The organism is Pseudomonas sp. P97.38, assembly GCF_001269745.1.
Lineage (GTDB): Bacteria > Pseudomonadota > Gammaproteobacteria > Pseudomonadales > Pseudomonadaceae > Aquipseudomonas > Aquipseudomonas chlororaphis_E.
Map to the genome: position 1 here is coordinate 128,563 of NZ_LHVJ01000010.1, position 26,363 is coordinate 154,925.

A 26,363-nucleotide genomic window follows, 5' to 3' on the forward strand; every position below is an offset into this window, starting at 1 on the left:
ACAACGCCGCTACCGGTTAGTGCCGGTTCGACAGGCTGGGTTTTTACAGTGGGTGACCAGCGGGAGGGATGTGCTGCAAGCCAGGGTTTTCGGGGCCTCGAACGGGCCCCGAGTGTGGATTTCTTGGCGCCAGCAACGTGGCGCCAAGCGGGCGAAAAACGCCGCCGGACTATCCGAGGGAAGCGGCCCGTTCGGGCTGCGCATGCTGCCGGGAAGTCACCAGCCCGATGAAGGAAATAACCAGCGCCAGCCCCAGGGTGGTGCTCACTTCACTGCGGTGTTCGGGCGTCACCATCATCACCGCCAGCGCCGCCGAGATGAACACGATCACCAGCCAGGTCAGCCACGGGAACAGCCACATGTGAAAAGCCAGCTCGACGTTCTGCCGATGCAGCATCCTGCGCATGCGCAGCTGGGAAATGGCAATTACCAGGTACACCAGCAATGCGATGGCGCCGGAGCTGGCGAGCAGGAACTGGAACAGCCCCGCCGGCATGAAGTAGCTGAACAAGGTGACCCCTGCCCCCAGCACAGTGCTGGCGATCACCGCCGAGCGCGGGACACCGGCCGCGGACGTCACTTTCAGCGCCTTCGGCGCATCACCGCGGCGCCCCAGGGAATACAGCATGCGTGAGGCGATGTAGATCGAGGAGTTCATGCAACTGGCCACGGCAATCAGCACCACCGCATCAACCATGAGCTTGGCGTGGGGAATGTTCATCAGTTCCAGCGCACGCTGGTAGGAGCCCACGGACGCCAGCAGCGGATCGTTCCAAGGCACCACGGAAATGACCACGAAGATCGACAGCAGGTAGAACACCCCGATTCGCCAGATCACCGACCGGGTCGCCTTGGCGATGTTCTGGGCCGGATCGTTGGACTCGGCCGCCGCGATGGTCACCGCCTCGGTGCCGATGAAGCTGAACATGATGGTGATGAAAGCACCGACCACCGCGGACAGGCCGTTGGGCGCGAACCCGCCGTGTTCCTCCATCAAGCGGCTCAGGCCGCTGGCTTCCCGCTCGGGGATCCAGCCCATCAACACGGCAAAGCCCAGGGAAATGAAACCGATGATCGCCACTACCTTGGCCATCGCGAACCAGAACTCGAACTCCCCGTACTTGGCCACGCTGAACAGGTTGGTCACGGCCAACAGGACAATGGACGCCGAGGCAAACACCCAGGCGTCCACGGCCGGAAACCACTGGTTCAGGACATGCCCGGCGGCCAGCGCCTCGATCGGTATCACCAACACCCAGAACCACCAGTAGAGCCAGCCGATGGTGAAGCCCGCCCAACGGCCGATGGCCTGGTCGGCGTAGGTTGAAAAGGATCCGGTGTCCGGGTTGGCCACCGCCATTTCACCCAGCATGCGCATGACAAGGACCACCAACAGCCCGGAAAACAGGTAAGCCAGCAAGACGGCCGGGCCGGCGGCGGCGATGGCGTGTCCGGAGCCGACGAACAGGCCCGCACCGATGATCCCGGCGATGGACAGCATGGTGACGTGACGAGGCTTGAAGCCCTGCGCCAGATGGCCGTTCGAATCCTTGAAGCTGGGGCTGGTCATTTTCTTATTCTCTTTTTATCGGCATTGAGGCGTAGACAGGGATCAGTGGGTGACTGCCCCTCTTGAAGCGCTGACTTCCGGTTTTTCCTGGTCCCCCCTTTACGTATCTGTGTAACCGGATGGAATGACGCGTCACGTTACCTGCCTTGCCGACGGGGAAAATTACCTGAGCGCGCCGCCTCAGTGCCTGATCTCGCCACTGCCGGGCCCCTTCCAGAGCCGAGCCAAAAGGCCAGTATTTGAAATGAGTGCTTCAAATATTTTATCCAGTTAAGTATTTTGCAGAGGCATGCGGCCCCCCGCTCGCCCCCGTCTTTGTGGCAGAGGGACAGTGGTGTGTGGCGGCCGCCTCTTCTTTCCCAGACAAGGACCTCCCGTGAGCGGACTGCGTGAACGCCAGAAAGCCGAACGACGGCAAGCCATCAGCAAAGCGGCCATCGAATTGTTCGAGCGCCAGGGCTACCAGGACACCACCATCGAACAAATCGCCAGCCAGGCCGGCGTCTCGGCGCCCACCGTGTTCAAGTACTTCGGCAACAAGCAGGAAATCATCCTGGAAATCCTCCACGAGGCCGACCAACGCGCGCTCAAGGACACCCGCAGCCAGATCCCCGGGATTGAAGACCCGGTCGAGGCAATGTGTTACCTGGAGCGATTACTGACCGGGTACGCCCTGGAAGTCATGCACCCGAGCCTGTGGCGCGAACTGCTGCCGCTGATCCTGTTCGGGGGCGACAACGATTTGCCCGAAGGCTATCGCGCCATGAACGATGCACTGCGAGCTGAAATCAGCGGCCTGCTCAGGGAGTTGCAAGCGGCCGGCAAGCTGCGCGCCGACCTCGACGTGGAACTGGCCGCCTTCCTGCTCAATGACTATTCGCACCTGCAACTGTATCGGCTAGTCAACCAGCAACAGCCGGATGTCGAGGCTCACTCCAGCCAGGTCCGGCGGATCACCGAGCTGCTGTTCCACGGCATGCGGGCCTGAATAAACCTGAGGAAAGCCCGGCGCCACGACGCCGGGCATGGCTACTCAGCGATTGCTCTTGATGGTGGTCCAGGTGCGCGTGCGGACCCGCTCGACGGCGGCTGGCACCGGCTCCAGGGCGAACAGCGTCTTGCGTGCCTCGTCCGGCACATACATGGCGGGGTTGTTGCGGATCTCGGCATTCACCAGCGCGGTGGCATCCTTGTTGGGGTTGGGGTAACCAATCTTGTTGCTGATCCGGGCAATCACGTCCGGGCGCAGGATGTAGTTGATGAAGGCATAGGCCTCTTGGGTGTGAGGGGCATTGGCCGGCACCATCATCACGTCCGACCACACCGGCGCGCCCTCCTTCGGCAAGGCCATCTCGACCTTGACGCCCTTGCCCGCGGCATCGGCCAGTTGCTTGGCCAGGGCCACGCCGCCGGACCAGCCCACGGCGACGCACACATCGCCGTTGGCCAGGTCCATGCCGTAGCGCGATGAACTGAAATAGTTGATGTAGGGGCGAATCTTCAGCATCGCGGCCTGGGCCTTCGGGTAGTCCTCGCGCTTCAGGCTATTGGGATCGAGGCCTTCGTAGTGCAAGGCGATCGGGATGATTTCGTTGGCGGCATCGAGAAAGCCCACGCCACAGCTGGCCAGCCTGGAAAGATTCTGTTCCTTGAAGATGATGTCCCAGCTGTTCATCTGCACATCGGCGCCCAGCGCCTTGCGCACCTTATCGACGTTGTAGCCGATCAACGTGGTGCCCCAGAGGTACGGCACGGCGTAGCGGTTACCGGTGTCACCGACCGCTTCGAGGGACTTCATGAACTCCGGGTCCAGGTGCTGCCAGTTGGGCAATTGGCTGCGGTCCAGCGGCTGGACGGCACCGGCGGCGATCAGGTGGCTGACGTTGGAGCTGCTCGGGTAGACCACGTCATACCCGGAGTTGCCGGTCAACAGCTTGGACTCCAGGGTCTCGACACTGTCGAATACGTCGTAGATCGGGCGAATACCGGTTTCTTCCTGGAAGCTCTTGAGGATTTCCGGCGGCAGGTACTCGATCCAGTTGTAGATCCGTACCGTGCGTTCGTCGGCCATCGCCGCGCCGCTGACCAACAATGAAATCAAACCGCCCAGCAAGGTGTTACGCAACGACTTGTACATGGGAAAAACTCCAACGCGGCCGCGAAGGCTCGCGACACTTAATAGCGGTAGGTAAAGGACATTTCCAGTGCGCTGAATGTCTGGTCATCGCCAAACACCTGCTTGGCCGCGGCCATGGGCTTGACCCAGTTATAGGACAGCGACGTCACCAGCGCCCTGGACGGCGCCCAATCAAGGAAGACGACGCTCTCGTCGGCAAAACGCCGGTCATTGACGGCGGCCCCCATGTAGTTTTTTTCGTCCAGCCAGAACTGGTAGTGGATCGTTCCCAAGGTCAGCGTTTCGTTGAGGTGCGTCTTGAGGGAGAACTGCTGGACATTTTCATTGCTGTTGAACAGCAGGTAGTTGCCGACCACATCGCCCACCAGCCAGGTGCCCCAGTCGACATAACCCTTGCTGAGCGGGTCCCAGGACGCCTGACGGTTGTCGGCGAGGTTGTCGTCCCCGGAGAAGTGGGTGTAGCGATAGCCGATGATCGGCGTCAGCGGCACGTTGTCGAAGGCATAGTCGGCCTGGGCGTACCAGGCCTCGGCGTCATAGTCGACGCCTTCGCCGTGCCCGCGCTCTACGGCATATTCAGCGTTGAGCGTCAGCGCCGGCACGCCCGGCACCTTGGCGTTGAGCGCCCGGACGTTGTACACCTGCATGCCGTCGCGGCGCAGCGGCGTCGCGCCCTTGGGCCCCAGGGCATTGACCTTCATGGCCATGGCCCCGAGCGTCACCTGGTCGGCGAGGTTGTAGTCGAGGTTGGCGCCGGTCATGCGGAAGTCGCCCAGGTCGCCGTCGGTGCGCAAGGAGAAGGCCTGGGTCTTCAATGCGCCATGGTCCCAGGCCAGCAGCGCCGATTCCTTGAAGGCGGTTCTCGGCGCAAGCCAATAGGCACCGTCCTTGAACTGGTCGAGGTCACCGTCCATGACAATGAAACCGGTGCCGATCATGTAGTTCTGGCGCCCCGCCGTGAAGGTCCACTCCCCGGCGCGAAAACCGCCATAGAACTCTTCGGTGGAGACCTCACCGTCGGAGCGGCGGCTGAAGCCACCGGCATCGCCGTCGCCCAGGGTCGTCGCCGCCACCAGCGAGCCCCCGGCCAACAGGCTGAAGTCGGGCTGCAAGGCATATTCGAGTTTGACGCCAGGCTTGAGGTAAAACTCCTGCCAATCGATTTTCGTGCCGTCGTTGCGGCGGCTGCGCAGATCGATCCGGCCCGCGCCGAAATTGACCTGGCGGGTCGAGAGGATGGCGCCGCCCGCCGTCAGGTTGGCCTCGCCCTTGAGGTTGCCGTCCTCGAACGTGTAGCCCGCCAGGACCGCTTGGGTGGTCAGGGGTAACCCGAACGCCAGCAACGTTCGGGACAAACGCATCATGGAAACCATTTGGAGCTCCTGTGTGATTATTGTTGTTACAGGGCAGTGAATGGCGGCGCAAAGCGTCGCCCAACACCTGGCCAGGCCAGGTGAATGGAACGCAGGTTTCTTATCGTCGGGCGCGGGTCAATCGCGCAGCTGGGCGGCGATGGCTCGCAGCATGCGTACGCTGTCGGTGTCGAACGGGCCGATGGCGTCATCCAGCGAAGACTGCTTGACGATCACCACGCCGGAAGGTTTGTCGACAAACAGGTATTGGCCATGAATGCCACCGGCCATGATCGCCTGGCTGTGGTCGTTGAAGACGTACCACTGGCTGCGGTAGGACGCGCCGGGGGTCCAGGCGTGGAAGTCGGCTGACGTGGCATAGACCGTCGGGTCGGCACCGGCAGCGATGCGGGCCACCGTCTCGGCCGAGAGCAGTTGTCGTTCGCCCTGACGGCCGTCGTTGGCCAGCAGGCGTCCGAAACGCGCCATGTCCCGCAACGTCGCGCTGAAACCGGCGCCGGCCACGCTACGGCCCCACGGATCGGCCATGAAATAGCCGTCGCGCTCGCAGCCCAACTGGCGCCATACGGTTTGCAGCAACTGGTGACAGGCCTTGCCACTGGCCCGCTCCATGACCCAGGCCAAGGCTTCGGTGGTCGCCGTCACGTAGCTGAAGAAGCCACCGTGCTGGCCGCGTTTTTTCAGGGACGGCAGGAACTGATACAGCGACTCGAACTGCGCGTATTGCGCCGGCGCCGGCTGGAAACCGCAGGCATAGCCGTACTGGGAGCTCTCGGAATCCGGGTCTTCGTAGACTTCGCTGTAGTCGATGCCCACCGCCATGTCGAACAACTGGCGCACGGTGGCATCGCCGAACGCGCTGCCCGCCAGCTCCGGCACGTAGAACGCCGCGGGTAATGTCGGGTCCAGCACACCGTCGCACACCAGTTGCTCACCCAAGGTGCCGACCAGCGACTTGGTCACCGAAAACATGATGTGCCGGTCCTCGGGACGCTGCCCGTTGAAGTAGCGCTCATACAGCACCGTGTCGCCCTGTAGCACCAGGAAGGCGTCGGTCTGGCTGGCGACCAGGTGGTCGATCACGCTGATGCTCAAGCCGCATTCGCTGTCGAAGTGCAGCGCATCCAGCGGCTGTGGCGCCTGCTTCAACACACTGAGCGGCCCGCTGCCCGCCTGCACGTCGATGGTGGGACGCAAGCGTGCCAGGTTGCGAAACCCCCACTGGTTGAACGGGGGCCGCATCCAGTTGTTCCAGGTGACGCGGTGCTGGGGTTCGGCGGGAAAGCCTTGCATGAGCAATGGCCCGTGGCGGGCGGCGTGCAAGGAAGATTCGTTGGCCTCGACGTAAAGGCTTGCCAAGGTTGGCAGGGTGTTCTGACTCATCGGGTTGCCCCTGAACAGTGACTCTGCGTGAAAGCAGATGCAGGGAAATAATTATCCGATAATTTCTTTTAGTCAATAAATGTTTTTACAGGCAATCTTCTTTGCAACGACCTGACCGACACCGCGTCGCCACATGGCGATGGCTTTAAGAAAATAACTAAAAGTTATTTATTAACAATTTCTTAGATCATTTAGATTAATTCTTAAGCCGAATGGCTCGCGGGGTGCTGCCATCAAGGAGTGTTGGTCCTCACCTGACCTCAATCTCATCAACGGGTGCCATCGTCATGCAACTCCTCACGCTTCCTCCCTCTCCCAACCTGGCCACGTCGATCCGCGCTACGGCCCAGGTCTTCGAGGACCCCAGCTCTCGTGCCTTGCTGGCTCATTTGCAACAAGTTGCCCCCAGCGACGCCAGCGTGCTGATCATCGGCCAGACCGGCACCGGCAAGGAGTTGGTGGCCCGCCACGTGCACAACCTCAGCGCCCGCCGTGACAAACCGTTCATTGCGGTCAACTGCGGGGCCTTTTCCGAAACGCTGGTCGAAGCCGAGCTGTTCGGACACGAGAAAGGTGCCTTCACCGGCGCGCTGACCGCCAAGGCCGGCTGGTTCGAGGAAGCCGATGGCGGCACGCTGTTCCTCGATGAAATCGGTGACCTGCCGCTGCCCATCCAGGTCAAGTTGCTCCGCGTGCTGCAAGAGCGCGAGGTGGTACGCCTGGGTTCGCGCAAGAGCATCAGGATCAACGTGCGGGTGCTCGCGGCCACCAACGTGCAGCTGGAAAAAGCCATCAACGCCGGGCATTTTCGCGAAGACCTCTACTACCGCCTCAACGTGGTCACCCTGGTGCTCAAACCCTTGCGCGAGCGGCCCGGCGACATCCTGCCGCTGATCCGCCATTTCATCGCCGAGTACAGCCGCAAGCTCGGCCTCGGCGACGTGACCCTGGACGCCCAGGCGCAGCGCAAACTGCTCGACTATTCCTGGCCAGGCAACATCCGTGAGCTGGAAAATGTCATCCATCACACCTTGCTGATCTGCCGTCACCGGGTGATCGGCGTGCAGGACCTGCATTTGTCGAACCTGCGCATCGAACGCCAGGACACCACCCAGGCGTGCCTGCCGCAAGACCCCGAGGCGCTGTTGCAAAGAGCCCTGGAAAAACTGCTCGAACAGGAACAGGGCGACTTGCATGAAAAGGTCGAAGCCGAGCTGTTGCGCGCCGCCTACCGCTACGCCAACTGCAACCAGGTCCATACCGCGCAACTGTTGGGGCTCAGCCGCAATGTCACCCGCAGCCTGCTGATCAAGATCGGCGAACTGGTGGTCAACCGGCGTCGCTCCCCACTCGACACCCGGGACGGCCAGGTCATCAACCTGTCAACCTGAAACCGCACCGGCACTCACAGCCTGGCGCCCCGTGCCACCGACCCGCGCGCCCAGGTAGAAATCCTGGAGATCGCTGCGGGCCGCCAGGTGCTCGGCGCTGCCTTCACTCACCACGCGACCGCTTTCCAGTACATAGCCGTAGTGCGCGTGACGCAGGGCAACGTTGATGTTCTGCTCGGCGACCAGGAAGCTGACGCCGTCCTGCCGGTTGAGCTGGTGAATGATGGCGAAGATCTCCTCGACCACCTGCGGGGCCAGCCCCATCGACGGTTCGTCCAGCAAGACCAGTCGCGGCTTGGCCATCAGCGCGCGGCCGATGGCGATCATCTGTTGCTCGCCGCCGGAGGTGTAGCCGGCCAGGCTGTTGCGCCGCAGCTTCAAACGCGGGAAATGACCATAGACCCACTCCAGGTCGGCCAGCAACTGGCGCCGCGGAGCCTGGCGCGCCAGGGCACCGGCCAAAAGATTTTCCTCCACGGTCAGTTGGGCAAAGCAATGCCGGCCCTCCAGCACCTGCACCAGGCCGTTCGCCGCCAGGGTGTGAGGGGCACTGTGGGTCACCTCCGCGCCCTGATAAACGATCTGTCCGCGCACCACTTCGCCCTTTTCGGCGCGTACTAGGTTGGACGCTGCCTTCAACGTGGTGCTCTTGCCCGCGCCATTGGCCCCCAACAGCACCACCACCTGCCCGGTCGGCACCGTCAGCGAGACGTTGCGCACCGCCAGGATGGTCTGTTCGTAGAGCACTTCAATGTCATCGATCTGCAGGATCGGCGTGTTGATCGTCATGGGGTTTCACCTCGTCCAGGGGCGACCGGACGCACATGCGCTGATCGCCTTGATGCCTCAGGATTCCTTGCTGCAATCACGCGGGGTCAGGCCCTTTTCCCGGGCGTACTGATGGGACGATGCTTCGATGATCGGCCGCAGCAAGGCGCGGTCGGCCTGCACCCAGTCACTGATCAGCTTCCATTGGCTGCCGTCCCATTGCTGGAAGCGCACCGCGCCACCGCCTTCATGGTCCGAGCACGACAATTGCAACGGCTGCACCAGCCCTAGCGCTCCCAATTCCTTGAGCCGGGCGTCGTCGAGCTTGAGGTGCTCGAAGCCCCAGCGCACCTGCTCGCCGGTCAACGGCTGCTTGCCGAACTTCTGCTGGGCGATGCGCACGGCTTCGACGTTGAGGATGCCGTTGACCACGCCCAGGTTGTAATACACGGTGCCGAACCGCTTGGGGTCGGCCAGGTCGCCGTGACCTGCGTCGACCACTTGCTGCTTGATGCCCTGCAGGACCGGGAAGTCGGTGCCCGAAGGGTGCGTGGTGATGGCGATGAAGCCTTTGGCGGCGGCACCGGCTGGCGCGGCGTCATCCTCGGAGTTGCTCCAGATATTGCCGATGATGTGATCGGCCGGGAAACCGACTTTCTGCGCGGTCTTCAACGCCACCGGGTTCATCACGCCCCAGCCGCGCAGGATCACCCAATCGGGTTTTTCCCGGCGGATGTTCAACCATTGCGATTGCTGTTCGTTGCCCGGGTGCGGCACTTCCAGCAGGGTCAACGCAAAGCCGTACTTGTCGGCCAGGGTCTGCAAGACCTCGTTGGTTTCCTTGCCGTAGGGCGAGCCGTGGTACAGGGTGACGATCTTCAAACCCTTGAGCTTATCCAGCCCACCGGCCCGCTGACCGATGTAGTTGATGATCGCCGACACCTCGGAATACGGGTTCAACTGCAACGGGAAAACGTACGGGAACACGCTGCCGTCGGTGGAATCCGTGCGCCCGTGGTTGATGGTGATCAGCGGCAGTTTGTCGGCTGTCGAACGTTCCAGCGTGGCGTAGGCGATGCCCACCGATAACGGGTTGGTCGCCGCTGCCGGCGCGCCGTTCAAGCCTTTCTTCAGGCGCTCGTAGCATTCGACGCCTTTTTCCACCACGTACTCGGTTTCGCATTCGCTCCAGGTCAGCTTGACGCCGTTCACGCCGCCGTTGGCATTGACGTACTTGAGGTAGTCGATAAAGCCGCCGAAAAACCCGCTCCCACCGGCCGCGTAAGGGCCGACGCGATAGCTTTGCAGCGGGAAGTACTGCTCGTTGTCCGCCTGGACAGTGAAGGCCGCGACGGTGAGGCTGAGCGCCAATGCCAGTTGGCTGGCGAGTGATCGTTTGAACATCGGGTTTTCCTTGTAGGTATCAGTCACTGCGAAAATGGGTAGGTGCACGTCCTTCAGTAGCGCAGCGGCCATCGCCGCGCGCGTTCGCGCAAGCGCCGCCAGAGGCGCGCCAGGCCTTCTGGTTCCTTGATCAGGAACAGGATGATCAGGGCACCGAAGATCATCTTCTGCAGGTTCTCCACCTGGCCGGCGTCGATCAGCCCGCCGGGCAGCAGCGCCGCCAGGTTCGAGAGCAGGATGGGAAACAGGACGATGAACGCGGCGCCGAGGAAGTTGCCCAGCAAGCTGCCGAGGCCGCCGATAATGATGATGAACAGGATCTGGAACGAACGATTGAGATCGAACCCATGGGGCTCCACCGTACCCAGGTACGCGAAGGCCCAGAGCGCACCGGCCACCCCGAGGAAAAATCCGCTGATGGCGAAGGCCAGCAATTTGGTCTTCGCCAATGGAATCCCGATGACCGCAGCAGCGGCGTCCATGTCGCGCACCGCCATCCAACTGCGCCCCAGTTCGCTGCGCACCAGGTTCTTGCCCAGCCAGAACAACGCCACCACCACACTCAGGGTGAGCAGGTAGCGCCCGGCCGGGGCGTCCAGGTTCCAGCCGAACACGCTCAGCGGCGGCGCGCTGATGACGCCCGAGGCGCTGTTGTTGGAAAACCAGCTATAGCGGGTCAGCGCCCAGGTCACGAAAAACTGCGCCGCCAGGGTCGAGACCAGCAGATAGAAGCCCTTGATGCGCAGGCTGGGCAAGCCGAACACCACCGCCACCAGTGCCGCCGTCAAGCCACCCAGGGCGATACTGACCAGCAATGGCAAGGCGCTGACGCGTATTTCCAGGTTGTAGGTGGCAAAGGCCCCCACCGCCATGAACGCCGCGGAACCGAGCGACAACTGCCCGGCGTAACCGGTCAGCAGGTTCAGCCCCAGGCCGGCCAGGGACAGCACCAGGAACGGAATCAGGATCGCGCTGAGCCAATAGTCGTTGCCGAGCCAGGGCACGCCGATGAAAGCCACCAGCAGCAAGGCGACGAGCCCGTGGCGATCCTGGCGCAGGGCGAAGACACGGCGGCCTTCAGCATAGTGCGTCGTGAACTGGCCGGCTTCTCGATAGAACATGCTGCTTTCCCCTTCTAGACTCGCTCGATGGCACGTTCGCCAAACAACCCCGCCGGACGCACCAACAGGAACAACAGCGCCAGCACGTAGGGGAACCAGTTTTCGATGCCGCTGCCGATCACCGGTCCGAGGTACACCTCCGCCAGTTTTTCCGAGGCACCGATGATCAGCCCGCCGACAATCGCGCCGCTGATGGACGTGAAGCCGCCGATGATCAGCACCGGCAACGCCTTGAGCACCACCAGCGACAGCGAAAACTGAACCCCCAGGCGAGCGCCCCAGAGCAGGCCGGCGACCAGCCCGACAAACCCCGCCACCGACCACACCACCACCCACACGCGCTGCAAGCGGATCCCCACGGCCAGGGCCGCCAGCGGATCATCGGCCACCGCTCGCAGCGCCAGGCCCAGCCGGGTGCGGTTGAACAGCCACGACAGCACCAGCACCAGCGACGCCGCCGTCAGTGCGGCGAACAGGTCGAACTGCGACAGCAACAGCCCGCCCAGTTCCAGCGGCTCGTCGCTGATGCCCAGTTCCAGGCCATGCACCTGCGCGCCCCACAGCGCCTGGGCGAAGCCTTCGATGACGTAGGACAGCCCGAGGGTGGCCATGAACAGCGTGATGGGCGAACGGTTGACCAGCGGGCGCAGCACCACGCGCTCCACCGCCACGGCGATGATCACCATCGCCGCCAGGCTGATGAGGAACGCCAGCCAGAACGGCACGCCGCGCTCCAGCAGGCTGACGAAGGTCAGCGCGGAAAACAGCACCATGGCGCCCTGGGCAAAATTGAACACCCCGGAGGCCTTGTAGATCAGCACGAAGCCGATGGCGACCAGGGCGTACATCACCCCTGCCAGCAACCCGCCAATCAATACTTCAAAGAAAAATTCCATGCCTGTTCCTGTTCTGCGGGCACAACTTGCCTGCCTTCCCGGTCGGGAAAGCCTCCAATAGTGAATGTCAGTGGCGAGTGCCCAGGTAGGCCGAAATGACCTCGGGGTTCTGCCGTACCGCGTCGGGCGTGCCGTCACCGACCTTGCGACCGTAGTCCAGCACCACCACGTGGTGGCTGATGTCCATGACGACGCCTATGTCGTGCTCGATCAACACCACGGTGGTGCCCAGCTCACGGTTGATGTCGACGATGAACCGGCTCATCTGCTGCTTCTCGTCGGCATTCATCCCGGCCATGGGTTCATCCAGCAGCAACAGCCGAGGCTCCGCCGCCAGGGCGCGAGCCAGTTCCACCCGCTTCTGCAAGCCGTAGGGCAAGGTGCCGACCAGCACGTCGCGCCACGGCTGCAAGTGAAGGAACTCGATCACCCGCTCTGCCGCTTCGCGCTGCCGATCGTCCTCGTCCCGCGCCCGGCCGATGCGCAGGGCTTGTTCGATCCAGCTGCTGCGACGCTTGAGGTGACGCCCGGTGAGCACGTTGTCGAGCACGCTCATGCCCTTGAACAGCGCAATGTTCTGGAACGTCCGGGCAATGCCGCGTACCGCCACGTCGCGAGCGCGCATGCTGCGCCGCTCCTGGTGGTCGAAGCGGATGCACCCGGCCTGGGCCTGGTAGACGCCACTGATGACGTTCAACAACGAACTCTTGCCGGCCCCGTTGGGCCCGATCAGGGCGCAGATTTCACCCGTGGCTACTCGGAAACTGATGTCGGTGACGGCTTTGACGCCCTTGAATGACAACGAAATATGTTCCAGTTCCAGCACATGCGTGGCGACAGTGTTTGTCATCGGCGCGGCCCCTCAAGCCAGTTGCGACTGGCGCTCGCGCCAATCATCGGGAGTCAGTTCCACAGGGGTTGGCGGTGCTTGCCAATGAGGGACATCACCCCAGTGGCGAACCTGGATCCCCAAGCGCTGGAAAAACGCCTGGGTCTCGGGCCGCAAGGCTTCCCCCACGACCAACGGAATACGGGTACGGGTAAACCCGAGCACGTCGCGCAATGGCCGGCGGACCAACCAGCCTCCCAACTGCCGTTGCAACACGCCTGGCGCTGGCGCCAACGCCCAATCCACCAGCCTGCGCGCCCAGCCACCAGGCTTGGGCAAGCGCTCCAGCACGTACCCGTGCAAGCGCTCGTAGGTGTCCCGCGTCCCGGCCACCAGCGTCGGGCCCAGCTCGCGCCGGTCACGATCACGGGTGGCCAGGCTCTCAGGAAAATTCAGGCAAAAACCCGCCACCAGCCAAGGCGCCAACAAGTAGCGGGCTTGTCCGCCCGAGGCAAACGCACGGGCAGCCAGCGCTTCGTCCTGCCGCCCGAGGGCTTCACGCGTCACCAGGCGTTCGCCGTCCTGCAACAGTTCGGCGTGGCTGAGACATTGCTGCTCAGGGCCCTGCGCACCTTGGCGAAAGAACACGAAGGCCGTTGGCTGAGCGTACGTGGGCGGCGCCTGACTGGCAGTCGACTGGTGGGCCACCAGCGTCGCGTAATCCAACGCCTGCACCGCTGGCAGGGCCTGGGGCAGCCCGCGCGGATCGAGGTACACCAATACCTGCGCCGTTACCGATGCCGCTTGCAGGCGCAGGATTTCCTCGGCGCCCTCCACCAGGACGAAATCCGGCTGCAGGGCACCGAGCAACTGCGTCTGCTCAGGCGCCGGTTCCAGTGGATCGAACAGGCTCGCCACGCCACCCAGCCATTGCGCAGCCAAGGCCGCGAGCAGCGCTTGTGGGCGGGGCCGGCTGATGATCGTCAGCGTCGCGCCCACCGAGAACCCCCGAGCCTGCAAGACAGTGGCCAGGCGCTGCACCTCGTCGGCCAATTGGCCCCAGGTCCGCACCTGCCAGATGCCCAGGTGCTTGTGGCGCAGGGCGACGTCGGCACCATGCCGCCGCGCCTGGCGCTGCAACCACTGGTGCAAACTGGACGGCGAGTCGTCGTGTGTATCGGTGAGCGTCCCCATGTTCGCCTCCGCGCCTACGCCACCGCCGCCGTTCGGGTGGCGGCCTTGCGTTGTTCCAGTTCACGCACCAGCGGCAAGACCTTGCGCCCGAAATATTCGACCTCTTCCTGGAAGTGCAGGAAGCCGGCGAGCACCAGGTCGACCCCCACGGCCTTGAGCGCGACGATGCGTTCGGCGATCTGCTGTGGCGTGCCGATCAGGTTGGTCTTGAAGCCATCGTTGTACTGCACCAGGTCCTCGAAACTGGACTTGGCCCAGTTGCCCTCGCCTTCCGGGCTCGACTTGCCGGCCTGCTTGGCCGCGTCGCCAAAGGCGTTCACTGCCTCCGGGTCAGCCTGCTCGATGATCTGCGCGAGTACCGCACGGGCTTCCTCCTCGGTGTCGCGGGCGATGACGAATGCGTTCACCCCGACCTTGACCGTGTGCTGGTTGGCGGCGGCTTTGGCCCGCAGGTCATCGATCTGGGCCTTGACGCCTTCCACGGTATTGCCATTGGTGAAGTACCAGTCGGACACGCGCGCGGCCATGTCTCGCGCGGCGCGAGAGCTGCCGCCCTGGAAAATTTCCGGGTGCTGTTGCAACGGTTTCGGCTTGAGGGTGTAGTCGTGGAAGCGGTAGAAGTCACCGCGAAAGGTGAAGTTGTCAGTGGTCCAGATGCCCTTGAGGGCGGTGATGAATTCTTCGGAACGCCGGTAGCGCTCGTCATGCTCCAGCCACGGCTCACCGATGGCGGTGAACTCCCCCTTGAACCAGCCGGACACCACGTTGATCGCCACGCGGCCGCCGGTCAGGTGGTCGATGGTCGCAATCTGCTTGGCCAGCACCGACGGCGTCCATGGCCCCGGTAGCACCGCGGCGATGACTTTCAGGCGTGTGGTGGCGGCCAGCAGGGCGTGACTGAACGCCACGGACTCATGCTGGTATTCGGCCCCGTAGCCGGCGGTGAAACGGACCTGGGACAACGCGTAGTCGAACCCCGCCGCTTCGGCGATCTGGGCCAGCTTGCGGTTGTAGTCGATGCCCCAATCGGTGCGTTGTTCGATCTTGCTGACCACCAGCCCACCGCTGACGTTGGGCACCCAGTAGGCGAACTTGATTGTGTCCTGGCTCATTGCATGTACTCCACGGCTCATAGAAAGAAAGCGGTTGTCAGGCGGCGCTGGCGTTGCGCCGCACATCCACGGCAAGGCTGAGGGAAGCGGCCTCGGCCGCGCGCTCGATACGTTCCAGCAATTGCGCGTTGGCGATTCGGTAATGGCTGAAATCCGTTTCAGAGGCATAGACCCCCACCGGTAAGGTCAGGGCCTGGAAGAACCCAAACAATGGCCGCAACTGGTGATCGATGACCAAGGCATGGCGCTCGGAGCCTCCCGTGGCGGCCACCAGCACCGGCACGTTCTTCAAGGCTTCGTGATGCACGAAGTCGAACAGGTGCTTGAACAGCCCGGTGTAGGAAGCCCGGTAGACAGGGCTCGCGGCGATCAGCAGATCGGCGCTTTCAATGGCTTGCAGGTCCGCCTGCACGGCAGCGGGCAAGGCCTCGCGCCGCAACACCCCGGCGAACTGCGGACCGACCTTCGCCAACTCGATCAGGCGTACCTCGATCGGCCGTTGCCGACCCAGGCTTTCCACCAGTGCCTTGACCAGTGCCAGGGTGCGCGAGGGTTGCTGCACACTGCCGGACACCGCCACCACGTTAAATTGCTTGCTCATCCGTTATCCCTTGCCGGTAGACGCCCCTTCAGCGTCTGCACAAGGTGTAGAGCAGCAACCGTGCCACTTGAATATTTTCTTTATATTCAAATAGTTAGCATATAAAGACGAATCATCTCGCTGTCGCTCGACAGACAAGCTGTTGATCCACTGTTGCCCTACGAACACCCGGCGCTCGACAGGCCTGGGCGATGGCTGTTGCCCGGCGCACAGCGGCGCAACAGATTGTTCGCGGGAGGACAGTCGCGTCGCCCTCGACCGCGAGTGGGGCCCGCATTTATGGGGGGGTTGGTCGACGGGCATGGACTGTGCAATGGCCACTGACAAGCACGGCCCGTCAGTGAGCGACCTCCTCGCTCACCCCGTTGGCCGGCACTCGCCTACTCGCCATCGAAGGAACACCACCATGACTGCACAGCAACAACACCTGCCCCCGACCCTTTCCAGCGGTACCGACTATGAAGCCCTGGCCGAACGATTCCGGCCGATCTTTGCGCGCATCCAGGCCGGCGCGCTGGAGCGTGAGCAAACCCGCAGCCTGCCCTTTGAGCAGGTGCAATGGCTGAAAGAGGCCGGCTTTGGCGCCGTGCGCGTACCGGTCGAATATGGCGGTGCCGGGGCCTCGTTGCCGCAGCTGTTGCAGTTGCTGATCGAACTGGCCGAAGCCGATTCCAACCTGCCCCAGGCCTTGCGCGGACATTTCGCCTTTGTCGAAGATCGCCTCAATGCCCATGCGGCCAAGCCACAAGACATCTGGTTCAAGCGTTTCGTCGAGGGTGACCTGGTGGGCAACGCCTGGACTGAAATCGGCGCGGTGAAGATCGGCGACGTCATCACCCGGGTGTCCCGTCATGGCGATCGATGGCAGGTCAACGGCACCAAGTACTACAGCACCGGCAGCATCTTTGCCGACTGGATCGACGTGTACGCCCAGCGCGATGACGACGGCACCGACGTGATCGCCGCCGTCCACGTGCACCAACCGGGCGTCAAGCTGAGCGACGACTGGGACGGCTTCGGCCAGCGCACCACCGGCAGCGGCACCACGGTCTTCGAGCAGGCCTGGGTCGAGGCTGAACACATCATCGACTTCTCCACCCGCTTCAAGTACCAGACCGCGTTCTACCAGTTGGTCCTGCTGGCGGTGCAGGCCGGTGCAGGCCGTGCCGCGGTCCATGACTTCACCGAAAACGTACGCGCACGCACGCGAATCTTCAGCACCGGCAACGCCAGCACAGTGAGCCAGGACGTCCAGGTGCAGCAGGTGATCGGCAAGGCCTCGGCCCAGGTCTACGCGGCCGAAGCCACCGCACTGCGAGCGGCGAGCGCCGCACAGCGGGCCTACGAGAGCCGGCTCAGCCAGGACGCCGAGGCCGAACACACCGCCAACATCGCCGCCGAACTGGAATCGGCCCAGGCCCAGGTGGTCATCGCCGACCTGATCCTGCGCGCCACCAGCGACCTGTTCAACGCCCTCGGCGCCTCAGCCACCAGCACCACCAAGGCCCTCGACCGCCATTGGCGCAACGCACGCACCGCCGCCTCGCACAACCCGCTGATCTACAAGGAACGCATCCTCGGCGACTGGGAAATCAACAGCACCGAGCCGCCGTATGTCTGGCAGATTGGCGCAGGCTCCAAGCAAAGCTGAAGCCCCAGAAATCGCCCTGTGGGAGCTTGCTCGCGAAGCGGTGTATCTGACACAGGGATGTCGAATGGACCGCCGCTTTCGCGGGCAAGCCCGCTCCCACAGGTTCAGCGGTGTCCCTTCTATTGTGGAGACACCACAACACATTCTGTGGGAGCGAGCTTGCTCGCGAAAGCGGTGTATCTGCCACACAGATGTCGAATGGACCGCCGCCTTCGCGGGCAAGCCCACTCCCACAGGTTCAGCGGCGGCCCCTTCTATTTTGGACACACCACAACACCTTCTGTGGGAGCGAGCTTGCTCGCGAAAGCGGTGTATCTGCCGCACAGATGTCGAATGGACCACCGCTTTCGCGGGCAAGCCCCGCTCCCACAAGTTCAGCGGTGGCCCTTCAGCACACCTGCCACAAGTCCGTCGGCATATTCAGGCTTTGCGCTAGCGCAGAAGCAACCCTACCCACTGGCCCGGCGTCATCTTCGTCACCATCATCGACACGATCACGAACATCCCGGAAAACCCGGCAACCCCCATCCAGAACCACTGCCGGTACACCCGGCGGTAGGCCTGCGCCAGCCCTTCCCCACGGTCCGCCGCGCTCGACGCCATGTGTTGCAGGCGCTTCTGCAGCACCAACACCGGCAGCCAGAGCATCCCCACGCAAAGGAAGATGATCAGCGAGGTCAGCACCCAGCCCGTGGTCAGGGAAAGCCCAGCCAGGCTCACCAGCCAATACCCCGTGGCAATCTGGATGAAGCCGGCCGGCGTGGTGATCCAGGCGTCGTACCGCACCACCGTCCGGGCCACGTGGGCGATGACCTGCGGATTGGCCGTGCGGCTGGCGGCAATCAGGTACAGGTAGGAACCCATGCCGAACCCGAACAGAAAAATGGCAGCGATGACATGGAGGTACTTCAGGCCCAAATAGAGCATGGCTCAGCGCTGCCCATCGGCGACGTGCACCGAGATCGACAAGTTGACCGGGTCGTTGATGGCGGCCATGTACTCGTCCACCGTGATCTCGCCGACACACGCCCGGGCGCCGGGTTCGGGCCTGTAGCCCTGGGCGATCTTGGTCGCCAGGGCCACGGCGGCACAACTCGGGATCTCCGGCCCCTTGTCGTTCAAGGCCGTCAGTTGCACGGTCAGGGACAACGGTCGCCCATCGACACCCACACCCCGGACATCCAGGTACATGGCACTCTTGCCGTCGCCGAAGCGTTCGAACCAGGTGCCCCAACGATGCAGTCGGGCGGCCCAGGGGCGATGGTCGCGAACCCAGCCCATTTTCATCGCCTGGGCCAGCAGGCCGTTGGCGACACCGCCCAGCTTCAGCCCGGCACCGGCCTTGAAACTCAGGGTCCGGGCGCCATAGCGATGGGCGAAAATGTCCATGTCCGGCACGTCGACGTTCGACAGCAGCCGTGTGCCCAGTGACTGCATCTTGCGCAGCGTCAGGTCCTGCCAGCCCAACACCTCATGGACCTGGCCATCCCTGAGTTGCTTGATGGGTTTGCCTGCGTAGGCCAGGACGCCCTCGATGGTCGACAGACCCGGCATCTTGGCCGACGAGGAAATGCCATGCTCGATCGAGTCGATACGTTGGAAACGATGCCGATGCTCATCGATCAACGCGGCCGACAGCGACGGCACCGAACTGCAACCACTGAGGATCGCGACGCCGGCTTGCCGGGCCTGTGCGTCGAGCACGCCAATGCCGTTGACGAAGGTGCGGCAGTCCGAGAGGTCGCAGTAGTGGACGCCGGCCTCGATACAACTCTGGGCAATCCGATAGGATTGGCCCTGGAAGGGGCCGCCGGTGTGGATGACCAGGTCAATGTTCATTTCTCCCAGGACCGTGCTGAACCCTTCTCCCATGGCGTCGCCACACCAACGCTCACAGACGTTGCCCGATTGTGCTTTCAACTCATCGGCCTTACGCAGTAACTTGTCCGGGTCACGCCCGGAGATCACCACCTCGATGCCCGGCGTCACGATCAGATGCCGGCAAACGATACTGCCGAAGTTTCCATAACCACCGATTACCATCACCCTGAGTGTCATTTTCCTTCCCTACAGCCACAGTGGTAGCCGCCATGATATCCCACGCGTTTCCCGGTATTGGTGATTTTGATCGAACCCTTGCCGCCCACTCCAGGATCATGAACGACCTGGACCTCACATCGAAGGCAAGGCAAGCATGAGCAGACAGACAGCCGCCTGTGCCCTGGCACTGACCGCGCTCTCGACCCTGTGCGCACCGGCACACGCCGGCACCTGGCAGATCTGCCGCCTGGAGCTGCACATTGTCGAGGTGGTGAAAAAGCCGTATCCGCAGCTGGAAGCAAGAGTCGCCAGGGCCAGCCCGGCGTCAGCCACGGTGGAGTGCCCGCCGCAAGGGTCGACGATCAGGTTCATCCCTGAAACCCCCGACTACCAGAGCACACTGCCCCGCCGCCAGTGGCCTGCCAAGGGCCAGTCGATGCGGGTCGACTACCGCTACCTCGATGGCATCTGCAAAGGCGATGGCAACCAGCATCCGTGCCGTATCAAGCATTATCCGCTGGCAGGCCATTGACGAAACGTCACTGAACCTGTGGCGAGGCCGCTGGTTCCCGTTGGAGTGCGCCGCACTCACAAGAAAGGGAGCGGCCACGCAGCGCGCTCGCCACGCGCCATTGTCAATCGTAGAACGGCGCCACCAGCGTCCGGCTGCCGACAAAGAAACTGTCTGCCACCAACCGCAGCGGTTGCAGGTCCATGTCGCTGGCCTTGTCCGCGATCAGTTGCTGGAAATGCCGGTACACCGCCGCATATTCCCCTTCATCGGCCACCGCCTGGCGCACGCCGTCGAGACTCAGCACAGCCCCCCCGTTATCCAGGCGCAAAGTGCCTTCGGCGCAGCGAATCTCGATGCTCCAGAGTTCATCATGGCCATGGTCGAAGTCGAACTCCGCGCGGATATCCAGGCGCCGCGCATCGGACATCCTGAGGCTGGCGGCGATGGGCGACTGGCAGTTGTCCGGGACGCGCAACTCGGCAGATTCGACGAACAACGGCAGCGCCAGCAGATGAGTCGCAATGGACAAGGCATTGATACCCGGATCGAAGACCCCCAAGCCACCGGGTTGCCAGATCCAGGCCTGGCCGGGGTGCCATTTGCGCACGTCTTCCTTCCAGTCGATCTGCACGCTTTGCAGGGTGCGGGTGGCCAGCCATTCACGGGCGACCTCGATACCGGGGGCGTAACGCGAGTGCCAGGCGAACAGGCCGCTGACGCCTTGCTCGCGGGCTTGATCCACCAGCGCCATGGCTTCGCCCAGCGTGGCGCAAGGTGGCTTTTCCACCAGGACATGTTTGCCGGCCGCCAGGGCCTCTTGCACCAGGGCGAAGCGCCCCTGGGGCGGCGTGCAGAAGGCAATCGCATCGACCTGCGGGCCCTTCGCGAGCAAGTCACCCAGGGAGCGGAAATTCTCGACCCCGGCGCAAGGCTGCCCCTGCGTGGCGACGGACACCAGCTGGAAAGCGGGATTGGCGAGGATGGCTGGAACATGTTGATCCTGGGCAATCTTGCCGTAGCCCACCAGAGCGAGACGAATCGGTTGCATCAATGACTCCTGATTTTTTTGTACTTGTGCCAGGGGCAGCAAACTAGCCCTAATTGCCGCGCTGGACAATGGGGCCGCCAGCGCTTTGACAAATCATTCAGCGCTGGGCACCCGTCGCCGTCACCACATTGGAGACCCTGCCAAAGAACGGTTCCAGTCGCTCGCGCGGAGCATCATGCTCCACCACCAGGGCGGTCACCTCTTCGCACGAAGCCACCTGGTAATGGGCGACACTGGAGAGTTTTTCATTGGTGACGGCGGTCACCAACTGACCGCTGGCCGCCGCCACCGCGCGCTTGAACTCAGCGTCGTCCAGGCCGAACGCCGTGACCCCGTTGTCCGGGTCAATGGCGCAGGCACCGAGAAAGCACAGGTCGAAACTGAACTGGCGCAACTGCTGCACCGCCGTCACCCCGATCACGCCACCGGCCACCGGGTTCACCCGTCCGCCCAACAGAATGACTTCGGCACAGGGCAGCTTCATCAACTGCACCGCAATCAGCGGCGAATTGGTGGCGACGGTCAACCGCAACCCAGGGTCGATGGCGCAGGCAATGGCCAGGTTGGTCGAGCCGGCGTCGATGAACACATGCTGGCCCGCGCGCAGTAACGACGCCGCGGCCTGGCCGAGACTGCCCTTGCGCGCCGGGTCCTGCCGCACGCGCACGTCCATCGGTCGTTCGGCGGCGGGCAGCAATATGGCGCCACCGTAGACACGCTTGCACACCCCCGCCGCTGCCAATGCGCCAAGGTCGCGGCGTATGGAGTGTTCGGAAACATTGAATTCACTGGCCAGGTCAGCCGCGATCACCCGGCCATACCGGGCCAGGCGTTCACTGATCAGTTGCTGGCGCTCACCGGGAAACGCTTCGTGGGTGGATGTCATGGCAATAAACCTGCATAAACGAGCAACAATAATCACAAACGAGCAAAAATATGCCGGTTACAGCGCCAGTCGTCAAACCCTCTCGGAGTCGGCACAAAAAAAAGCCCCGCAGCCCAATAGGGTGCGGGGCAAGGGAATTGGTTGGTTGCGGCCAACCAAAGGAGCACGGTGGAGCGATTCTGTGACTCAGATGCAATCCTGCGCGGCGCGTTCAAAACTCGACGGCAGCAGGTTCGAGGCCAACAAGTGGCGCTCGTAGATGAACACCTTGCCGCCGTTTCCAGCCTTGTAGGCTTCCAGCACGTTGTCGGCCGACACTTTGCTCGGCACCACGATCCGGTAGCTGCGCTGGGTCTGCGACACCAGTGGATTCAACGCGCTGTCCTGCAATTTGGGCACGACGCATTCGGCGTATTGGGCTGGCGTCTTGCTGGTTTGCAGGGTCAGGGTCGGGTCATTCGGGACGGAGGCGCACCCGGCGAGCAACGACGCGGCGAACGCCATGGACAGTAAAAATAAACGGCGCATCGGTGTAATCCTGAAAATAAAAGTGGACGGCGTGTTCGATGGCGCTGATTTTCCAATGATTGCCGTCAAAGCAGAACTTGCGTTTGATGATGGTCACTATTACTTCTAACAATAGTTGCGCAACGCACTGTGCCCTGCGCACCGAATAACACTGAAAAAAAACCGATGAGGGCCGTCCATGAGAACGTTTGACCTGATCCGCGATGCTGTACTGCCGGATTTCCGTGACCGGGTGAGCGACTACCTGGTCCAGTACGAAACGATCCTGCTGGACAAAGAGCCGGCCGACCCGGAGCTGGTGCGCGCCACCGCCCATCAGTTGCGCGGTTATCTGCGCGGCTTGAACACCACGCGGGTGTTGGGCATGGCCGATTGGGAGGAGCTGGATCGGCGGGTGGTGAACACGTGGTTATAGCGCCCGCCGCCGGTGTTCAGGTTTCGCCAGGAACCGAAGACGGCGTCGCGGCAACACTGTCCTGCGCTTTCTTCACCAGACGCTGCACCCACCCGGCCTCCTCGGCATCGACCACGCCGTAGCGGTTCGGCGGGAAAAAAAGCCAATGATGGGCGGCGTCAGCCAGGCGCTTGAGCTCATCGGCAGACAGCCAATACGCCGTGTCCAGCAACGGCAGCGGCGCGCCACTGAATCGTCGCCCCAGGCACAGCTGGGTGCCGGGCGCAAAAGCGATCGCTACTTGCTGGCAAGGGCGCATCTGCCGGTCAGGCGCCGGTTTTGTGCCGACCCTTGCATAGCTGAAGTTGCCCGGGTACTGCTCCTTGAGGACCAGCCAGTGACCGGCCTCGGTCCGGGCCACGACCCATTGCACGACGCCGCTGTCGTGCACGCATTCGAGCTTGCCGTGGGTCCATTGCATCAGCGTGTTGCAGTCGGGATCATAGTCGTTGGACCACAGGCTGATGCCAGAAACCAGCGTGTGGTGCTCAAGCTCGACCACGCCTCGATCCGGCATGGTCTGCCAGTAGCGCCGCGTGGGATCGCGGCTGTCGCGCCAAAAGTTGTGCAATACCCAGGCAGCCATGAACAGTCCTGCTGCGAGCGCAAGCCAGCCATGCCAGTCACCGATGGCCCGGTCGATATCCAGTTCAGGCGCCAGCAGTGACTGATAGAGCCACAGCCCGAGCAACACCCCCAACCCCGCCACAAACGGCCCCAGGCACAGCGGCGCCATCAACACCTCGATCCAGCTGAAGCGATGCCCAGAGGCATGCACACGCGACCACGCCTGCTCCTGGGCAAGCATCGGCGCCTGCTCCCGTGGGCCAAGCGCCGGATCGGGGGTCTGGAAGCGTTTGTACAGGGTGTAAGGGTTATCCGCCATGGACCAGCTCGCGCTCCGGGAAATCATTGCCAGCCAACTGACCGGCCGATCCTCATGGCGAAGGCGCTTGCTCTCGCCGGGTGTACAGCCGCGCACCCTATCACGTCGCGGGATCTGGCGGATGGCTTTCAGGGTGGCTTCACAACCCGGCGCGAGCAAGCGCCCTCGCCACGGCGAGACGCAGGATCAACAGTGAGGCGATCCAAGTCGCCGGACACCTGTCTCTCCCGTCACCTCATCCAATGCCTTGTCGACGGCCGCCAGCGCACCCTCCATGTAGCCGCCCTGCTCGCCACCGGCCTCGCTGCCGATCCAGCGCAGAGCCTCGCTCCACGGTGCGTCGGGGGCACATTGCAGCTCGTGTCGACCGTGCCAGCCCGGCGAAACCTGATCGTCCGGCGTGGCGGTGAATGGATCGGCTGCCCAGTCATGGAAGAAGTCCTCGAGCGGGTCGGCCGCCTCTTCGCCAAACAGGCGTACCAGTTGCTCTCGGCATAGCGCTTTCAATGCCGACGCGCCCACACCGTTACGCCGCGCTGCGTCCATGCCCAAAAAACCGAACAGCGCAGCGCCCTGGTCGGTGCCGGCATCGTGGATTTCAGCCAGCGGCCCCACCCCGCTGAATGCATCACCGGACAGCCCTTGCTCCCGCCAAAACGGTTTGGCGTAGCGCGCAACGTACTTAGCGTGGGAAGCCATCCAGGTCGGGACATTGGCCATCTGCTGCATTTCCTGCCCGGACAGGGCGGGCACCATGCGCAGGTTTTTTCCCAGGCGAGGCGGCAGCGCCAGCCAGAGATGGGTGTAATCGGCGGTATGGATACGCTTGTCGGAGAATGACAGGTGCACGCGTTCATCAACCCTTGCTACACCCGTCACCACAGCCGCCAGATGGACGCGTGTCTTGGGCAATGAAGCGGCAAGCGCCTGCACCAGGCGAGCCGTTCCGCCCTGGATGCGCATGGACACGTTGCCTGAGCGGTAGCCTTCGCGGCGGACTCGCTCGGTGGCCCAGCGCTCTATCAATGCATCGCCTTGCTCGTATTGCTGGAACACGGGCAATCCCAGCTCGGCCATCAGGGCGTGCATGCGCGGCTGGCAGTCCGGCCAGAACCAGGTCGGACCGAGGTCGAAGCCGCCAGTGGCGGTCGAGAGAATTCTTCCGCCCAGCCGATCGCGGGCTTCGAACAGCTCGAATTCCAGGCCAAGGCCATGCAGGCGGTAGGCGGCGTAGACACCCGCCAGACCGGCGCCAACGATGGCAATCTTTTGTGTCGTCATGGGTGATCCTCGGAATGCGATGAAGGGCGCCATTGGCGCCTATCGCCGCTTCAGTGTTTCTCGAACGCCGACACCGCGTCGAACACCCGTGCGGTGTAGGTCAGTGCCGCGCCGGCGTTGAGCGAGATGGCAACGCCCAAGGCCTCGGCAATTTCTTCACGAGTTGCCCCATGCTTGAGTGCTGCTTGCACGTGAGAGGCGATGCAACCGTCGCAGCGGGTAGTGATCGCCACCGACAGCGCGATTAACTCATGGATCTTCGGGTCCAGGTGTCGGGCCGGTGCACTGCCCAGTGCGCTCATGCCCCGCATGGTTTCCGGGGCAAGCCTGGCAAACTCACCGACGTTGTTCATCAACCCGGCGAAATACTCGTTCCAGTTCATCATTCCTAATGACTCCTGTTTCAGTTGCGGCCGGCAGTCACGCCGCCATCGACCGGCAGCACGGTGCCGGTAATCCACGAAGCTTCCTGCGAGGCGAGGAACAGGATCGCCTCGGCCACATCGGCTGGCTGGCCATTACGGCCCAGCGGGTGGAAAGCATTGAAGGTCGGCAGTACCGCCTTGACCTGATCAGCGTCCATGAAGGTGCCGTAGACCGGCGTCTCGACCACTGCGGGGGCCACGGTATTGATGCGGATGTTGGCGCTCGCCAGTTCCAGGGCCAGGTTGCGAGTCAGCGCGTGGACACCCGCGTTAGCGGCGGAATAGGCCGCCGACGGGGTAGCCCCGATGGCCTGGATGGCCCACAGCGAGCCGGTCTGGACAATCGCCCCGCCACCGCGCTTGAGCATGGCCCTGGCGGCCGCCTGGGCCATGAAAAATTTGCCCTTGAGGATGATGTCCAGGAAGGCGTCGTACTCGTGGGGTTCCACTTCAAGGAAGGGCTTGGGGCTGAAGATGCCGGCGTTGTTGATCAGAATATCCACCCCGCCGAACTCATTCACCGCGAGATCCACCAGCGCCTGGCCCGTGGCCGGCTGGGCGATATCGCCCGCGAGGGTGCGCACATTCTGGCCGGTCGCATCGATGTCCCGGGCAACCCGGGCGAGCTTGGCGGCGTCACGACCACCGATCACCACACGGGCACCGGCCTCGACCAGACGCTGGGCGACCTCCTTGCCAATGCCCGAACCACCACCGGTCACAATCGCGACCTTGTTAGAAAAACTTTTCATGCCTGGATTTCCTCATTGACTGGACGCAAGGGATAAAAATATCGAAGACCTTGGATCAATCCCCGTTTCTGCTATATTTCAGGGATCTATCTGAGGACTTGGTGTGCATTCTTCGCCAA

The 26,363-nt window shown here is 63.0% G+C and carries 26 protein-coding genes; 5 read left to right on the top strand and 21 right to left on the bottom strand.

Annotated features, from left to right (window positions below; genetic code table 11):
• Positions 1-169 precede the first annotated feature (169 nt).
• Positions 170-1,570: an amino acid permease gene (locus AD664_RS05205; protein WP_053144890.1), complete on the bottom strand. Its 1,401-nt coding sequence runs from the start codon at positions 1,568-1,570 to the stop codon at positions 170-172.
• A gap of 376 nt (positions 1,571-1,946) precedes the next feature.
• On the opposite strand from AD664_RS05205, the gene AD664_RS05210 reads away from it, so the two are divergent.
• Positions 1,947-2,558 carry a TetR/AcrR family transcriptional regulator gene (locus tag AD664_RS05210; RefSeq protein WP_042730257.1) on the top strand — a complete coding sequence of 204 codons (612 nt, stop codon included), beginning with the start codon at positions 1,947-1,949 and terminating at the stop codon, positions 2,556-2,558.
• 45 nt (positions 2,559-2,603) lie between these two features.
• On the opposite strand, the gene AD664_RS05215 is transcribed toward AD664_RS05210, so the two are convergent.
• From AD664_RS05215 to AD664_RS05225, 3 genes are all read right to left on the bottom strand, one after another.
• A complete protein-coding gene (locus AD664_RS05215) occupies positions 2,604-3,707 on the bottom strand; it encodes a polyamine ABC transporter substrate-binding protein (RefSeq protein ID WP_053144892.1) in 1,104 nt (367 codons plus the stop codon).
• Between the two features lie 38 nt (positions 3,708-3,745).
• A complete protein-coding gene (locus AD664_RS05220; RefSeq protein ID WP_053144894.1) occupies positions 3,746-5,080 on the bottom strand; it encodes a hypothetical protein in 1,335 nt (444 codons plus the stop codon).
• A 117-nt stretch (positions 5,081-5,197) separates the two neighbouring features.
• A complete protein-coding gene (locus tag AD664_RS05225) occupies positions 5,198-6,463 on the bottom strand; it encodes a serine hydrolase (protein ID WP_053144896.1) in 1,266 nt (421 codons plus the stop codon).
• 287 nt (positions 6,464-6,750) lie between these two features.
• Between AD664_RS05225 and AD664_RS05230 the strand changes: the two genes are divergently transcribed.
• Entirely contained in the window at positions 6,751-7,854 is a 1,104-nt protein-coding gene (locus AD664_RS05230; RefSeq protein ID WP_053144898.1) for a sigma-54-dependent Fis family transcriptional regulator, read from the top strand.
• Here the strand turns inward: AD664_RS05230 and AD664_RS05235 are convergent.
• The 8 genes from AD664_RS05235 to msuE all read right to left on the bottom strand — a co-directional run bounded on the left by AD664_RS05235 (position 7,846) and on the right by msuE (position 15,779).
• Positions 7,846-8,643, bottom strand: coding sequence for an ABC transporter ATP-binding protein (locus AD664_RS05235; protein WP_053144900.1), 798 nt, complete (start codon positions 8,641-8,643; stop codon positions 7,846-7,848). The genes AD664_RS05230 and AD664_RS05235 overlap by 9 nt on opposite strands.
• A gap of 57 nt (positions 8,644-8,700) precedes the next feature.
• Complete coding sequence (locus AD664_RS05240) at positions 8,701-10,026, bottom strand: ABC transporter substrate-binding protein (RefSeq protein WP_053144902.1); 1,326 nt, start codon at positions 10,024-10,026, stop codon at positions 8,701-8,703.
• Positions 10,027-10,079: 53 nt separating this feature from the next.
• Positions 10,080-11,147, bottom strand: a complete 1,068-nt coding sequence (locus AD664_RS05245; protein ID WP_042730250.1) for a branched-chain amino acid ABC transporter permease — start codon at positions 11,145-11,147, stop codon at positions 10,080-10,082.
• A gap of 14 nt (positions 11,148-11,161) precedes the next feature.
• Positions 11,162-12,043 (bottom strand): branched-chain amino acid ABC transporter permease, encoded by an 882-nt coding sequence (locus AD664_RS05250; protein ID WP_042730249.1) that lies wholly within the window; start codon positions 12,041-12,043, stop codon positions 11,162-11,164.
• Positions 12,044-12,110: 67 nt separating this feature from the next.
• Positions 12,111-12,893, bottom strand: a complete 783-nt coding sequence (locus AD664_RS05255; RefSeq protein WP_053144904.1) for an ABC transporter ATP-binding protein — start codon at positions 12,891-12,893, stop codon at positions 12,111-12,113.
• Between the two features lie 12 nt (positions 12,894-12,905).
• Complete coding sequence (locus tag AD664_RS05260) at positions 12,906-14,066, bottom strand: AMP-binding protein (protein ID WP_053144906.1); 1,161 nt, start codon at positions 14,064-14,066, stop codon at positions 12,906-12,908.
• Between the two features lie 14 nt (positions 14,067-14,080).
• Entirely contained in the window at positions 14,081-15,178 is a 1,098-nt protein-coding gene (gene sfnG / locus AD664_RS05265; protein ID WP_042732304.1) for a dimethylsulfone monooxygenase SfnG, read from the bottom strand.
• Positions 15,179-15,215: 37 nt separating this feature from the next.
• Positions 15,216-15,779, bottom strand: a complete 564-nt coding sequence (gene msuE / locus AD664_RS05270) for an FMN reductase (RefSeq protein ID WP_047737938.1) — start codon at positions 15,777-15,779, stop codon at positions 15,216-15,218.
• A gap of 406 nt (positions 15,780-16,185) precedes the next feature.
• Between msuE and AD664_RS05275 the strand changes: the two genes are divergently transcribed.
• Positions 16,186-17,430, top strand: coding sequence for an acyl-CoA dehydrogenase family protein (locus AD664_RS05275; RefSeq protein ID WP_053144908.1), 1,245 nt, complete (start codon positions 16,186-16,188; stop codon positions 17,428-17,430).
• Positions 17,431-17,862: 432 nt separating this feature from the next.
• On the opposite strand, the gene AD664_RS05280 is transcribed toward AD664_RS05275, so the two are convergent.
• A complete protein-coding gene (locus AD664_RS05280) occupies positions 17,863-18,357 on the bottom strand; it encodes a DUF2269 domain-containing protein (RefSeq protein ID WP_053144910.1) in 495 nt (164 codons plus the stop codon).
• Between the two features lie 3 nt (positions 18,358-18,360).
• Positions 18,361-19,488, bottom strand: a complete 1,128-nt coding sequence (locus AD664_RS05285) for a saccharopine dehydrogenase family protein (protein WP_053144912.1) — start codon at positions 19,486-19,488, stop codon at positions 18,361-18,363.
• Positions 19,489-19,624: 136 nt separating this feature from the next.
• On the opposite strand from AD664_RS05285, the gene AD664_RS05290 reads away from it, so the two are divergent.
• Entirely contained in the window at positions 19,625-20,002 is a 378-nt protein-coding gene (locus AD664_RS05290) for a hypothetical protein (protein WP_053144914.1), read from the top strand.
• A 103-nt stretch (positions 20,003-20,105) separates the two neighbouring features.
• On the opposite strand, the gene AD664_RS05295 is transcribed toward AD664_RS05290, so the two are convergent.
• The 3 genes from AD664_RS05295 to AD664_RS05305 form a co-directional block, all read right to left on the bottom strand.
• A complete protein-coding gene (locus AD664_RS05295; protein WP_053144917.1) occupies positions 20,106-21,032 on the bottom strand; it encodes a Gfo/Idh/MocA family protein in 927 nt (308 codons plus the stop codon).
• A gap of 97 nt (positions 21,033-21,129) precedes the next feature.
• A complete protein-coding gene (locus AD664_RS05300) occupies positions 21,130-21,918 on the bottom strand; it encodes a DeoR/GlpR family DNA-binding transcription regulator (RefSeq protein WP_042732771.1) in 789 nt (262 codons plus the stop codon).
• A 186-nt stretch (positions 21,919-22,104) separates the two neighbouring features.
• The gene (locus tag AD664_RS05305; protein ID WP_047735417.1) at positions 22,105-22,446 is read right to left on the bottom strand and encodes a lipoprotein; all 342 of its coding nucleotides are present in this window, start codon (positions 22,444-22,446) and stop codon (positions 22,105-22,107) included.
• Between the two features lie 178 nt (positions 22,447-22,624).
• On the opposite strand from AD664_RS05305, the gene AD664_RS05310 reads away from it, so the two are divergent.
• Entirely contained in the window at positions 22,625-22,861 is a 237-nt protein-coding gene (locus AD664_RS05310) for a hypothetical protein (RefSeq protein WP_042732773.1), read from the top strand.
• Positions 22,862-22,877: 16 nt separating this feature from the next.
• Here the strand turns inward: AD664_RS05310 and AD664_RS05315 are convergent, their stop codons facing one another.
• From AD664_RS05315 to AD664_RS05330, 4 genes are all read right to left on the bottom strand, one after another.
• Positions 22,878-23,786, bottom strand: a complete 909-nt coding sequence (locus AD664_RS05315; RefSeq protein ID WP_256207043.1) for a hypothetical protein — start codon at positions 23,784-23,786, stop codon at positions 22,878-22,880.
• A 186-nt stretch (positions 23,787-23,972) separates the two neighbouring features.
• The gene (locus AD664_RS05320; RefSeq protein ID WP_053144919.1) at positions 23,973-25,067 is read right to left on the bottom strand and encodes an FAD-dependent oxidoreductase; all 1,095 of its coding nucleotides are present in this window, start codon (positions 25,065-25,067) and stop codon (positions 23,973-23,975) included.
• Between the two features lie 50 nt (positions 25,068-25,117).
• Positions 25,118-25,453, bottom strand: a complete 336-nt coding sequence (locus AD664_RS05325) for a carboxymuconolactone decarboxylase family protein (protein WP_042730161.1) — start codon at positions 25,451-25,453, stop codon at positions 25,118-25,120.
• A gap of 17 nt (positions 25,454-25,470) precedes the next feature.
• Positions 25,471-26,244 (bottom strand): SDR family NAD(P)-dependent oxidoreductase, encoded by a 774-nt coding sequence (locus AD664_RS05330; RefSeq protein WP_047735423.1) that lies wholly within the window; start codon positions 26,242-26,244, stop codon positions 25,471-25,473.
• Positions 26,245-26,363: the final 119 nt, after the last annotated feature.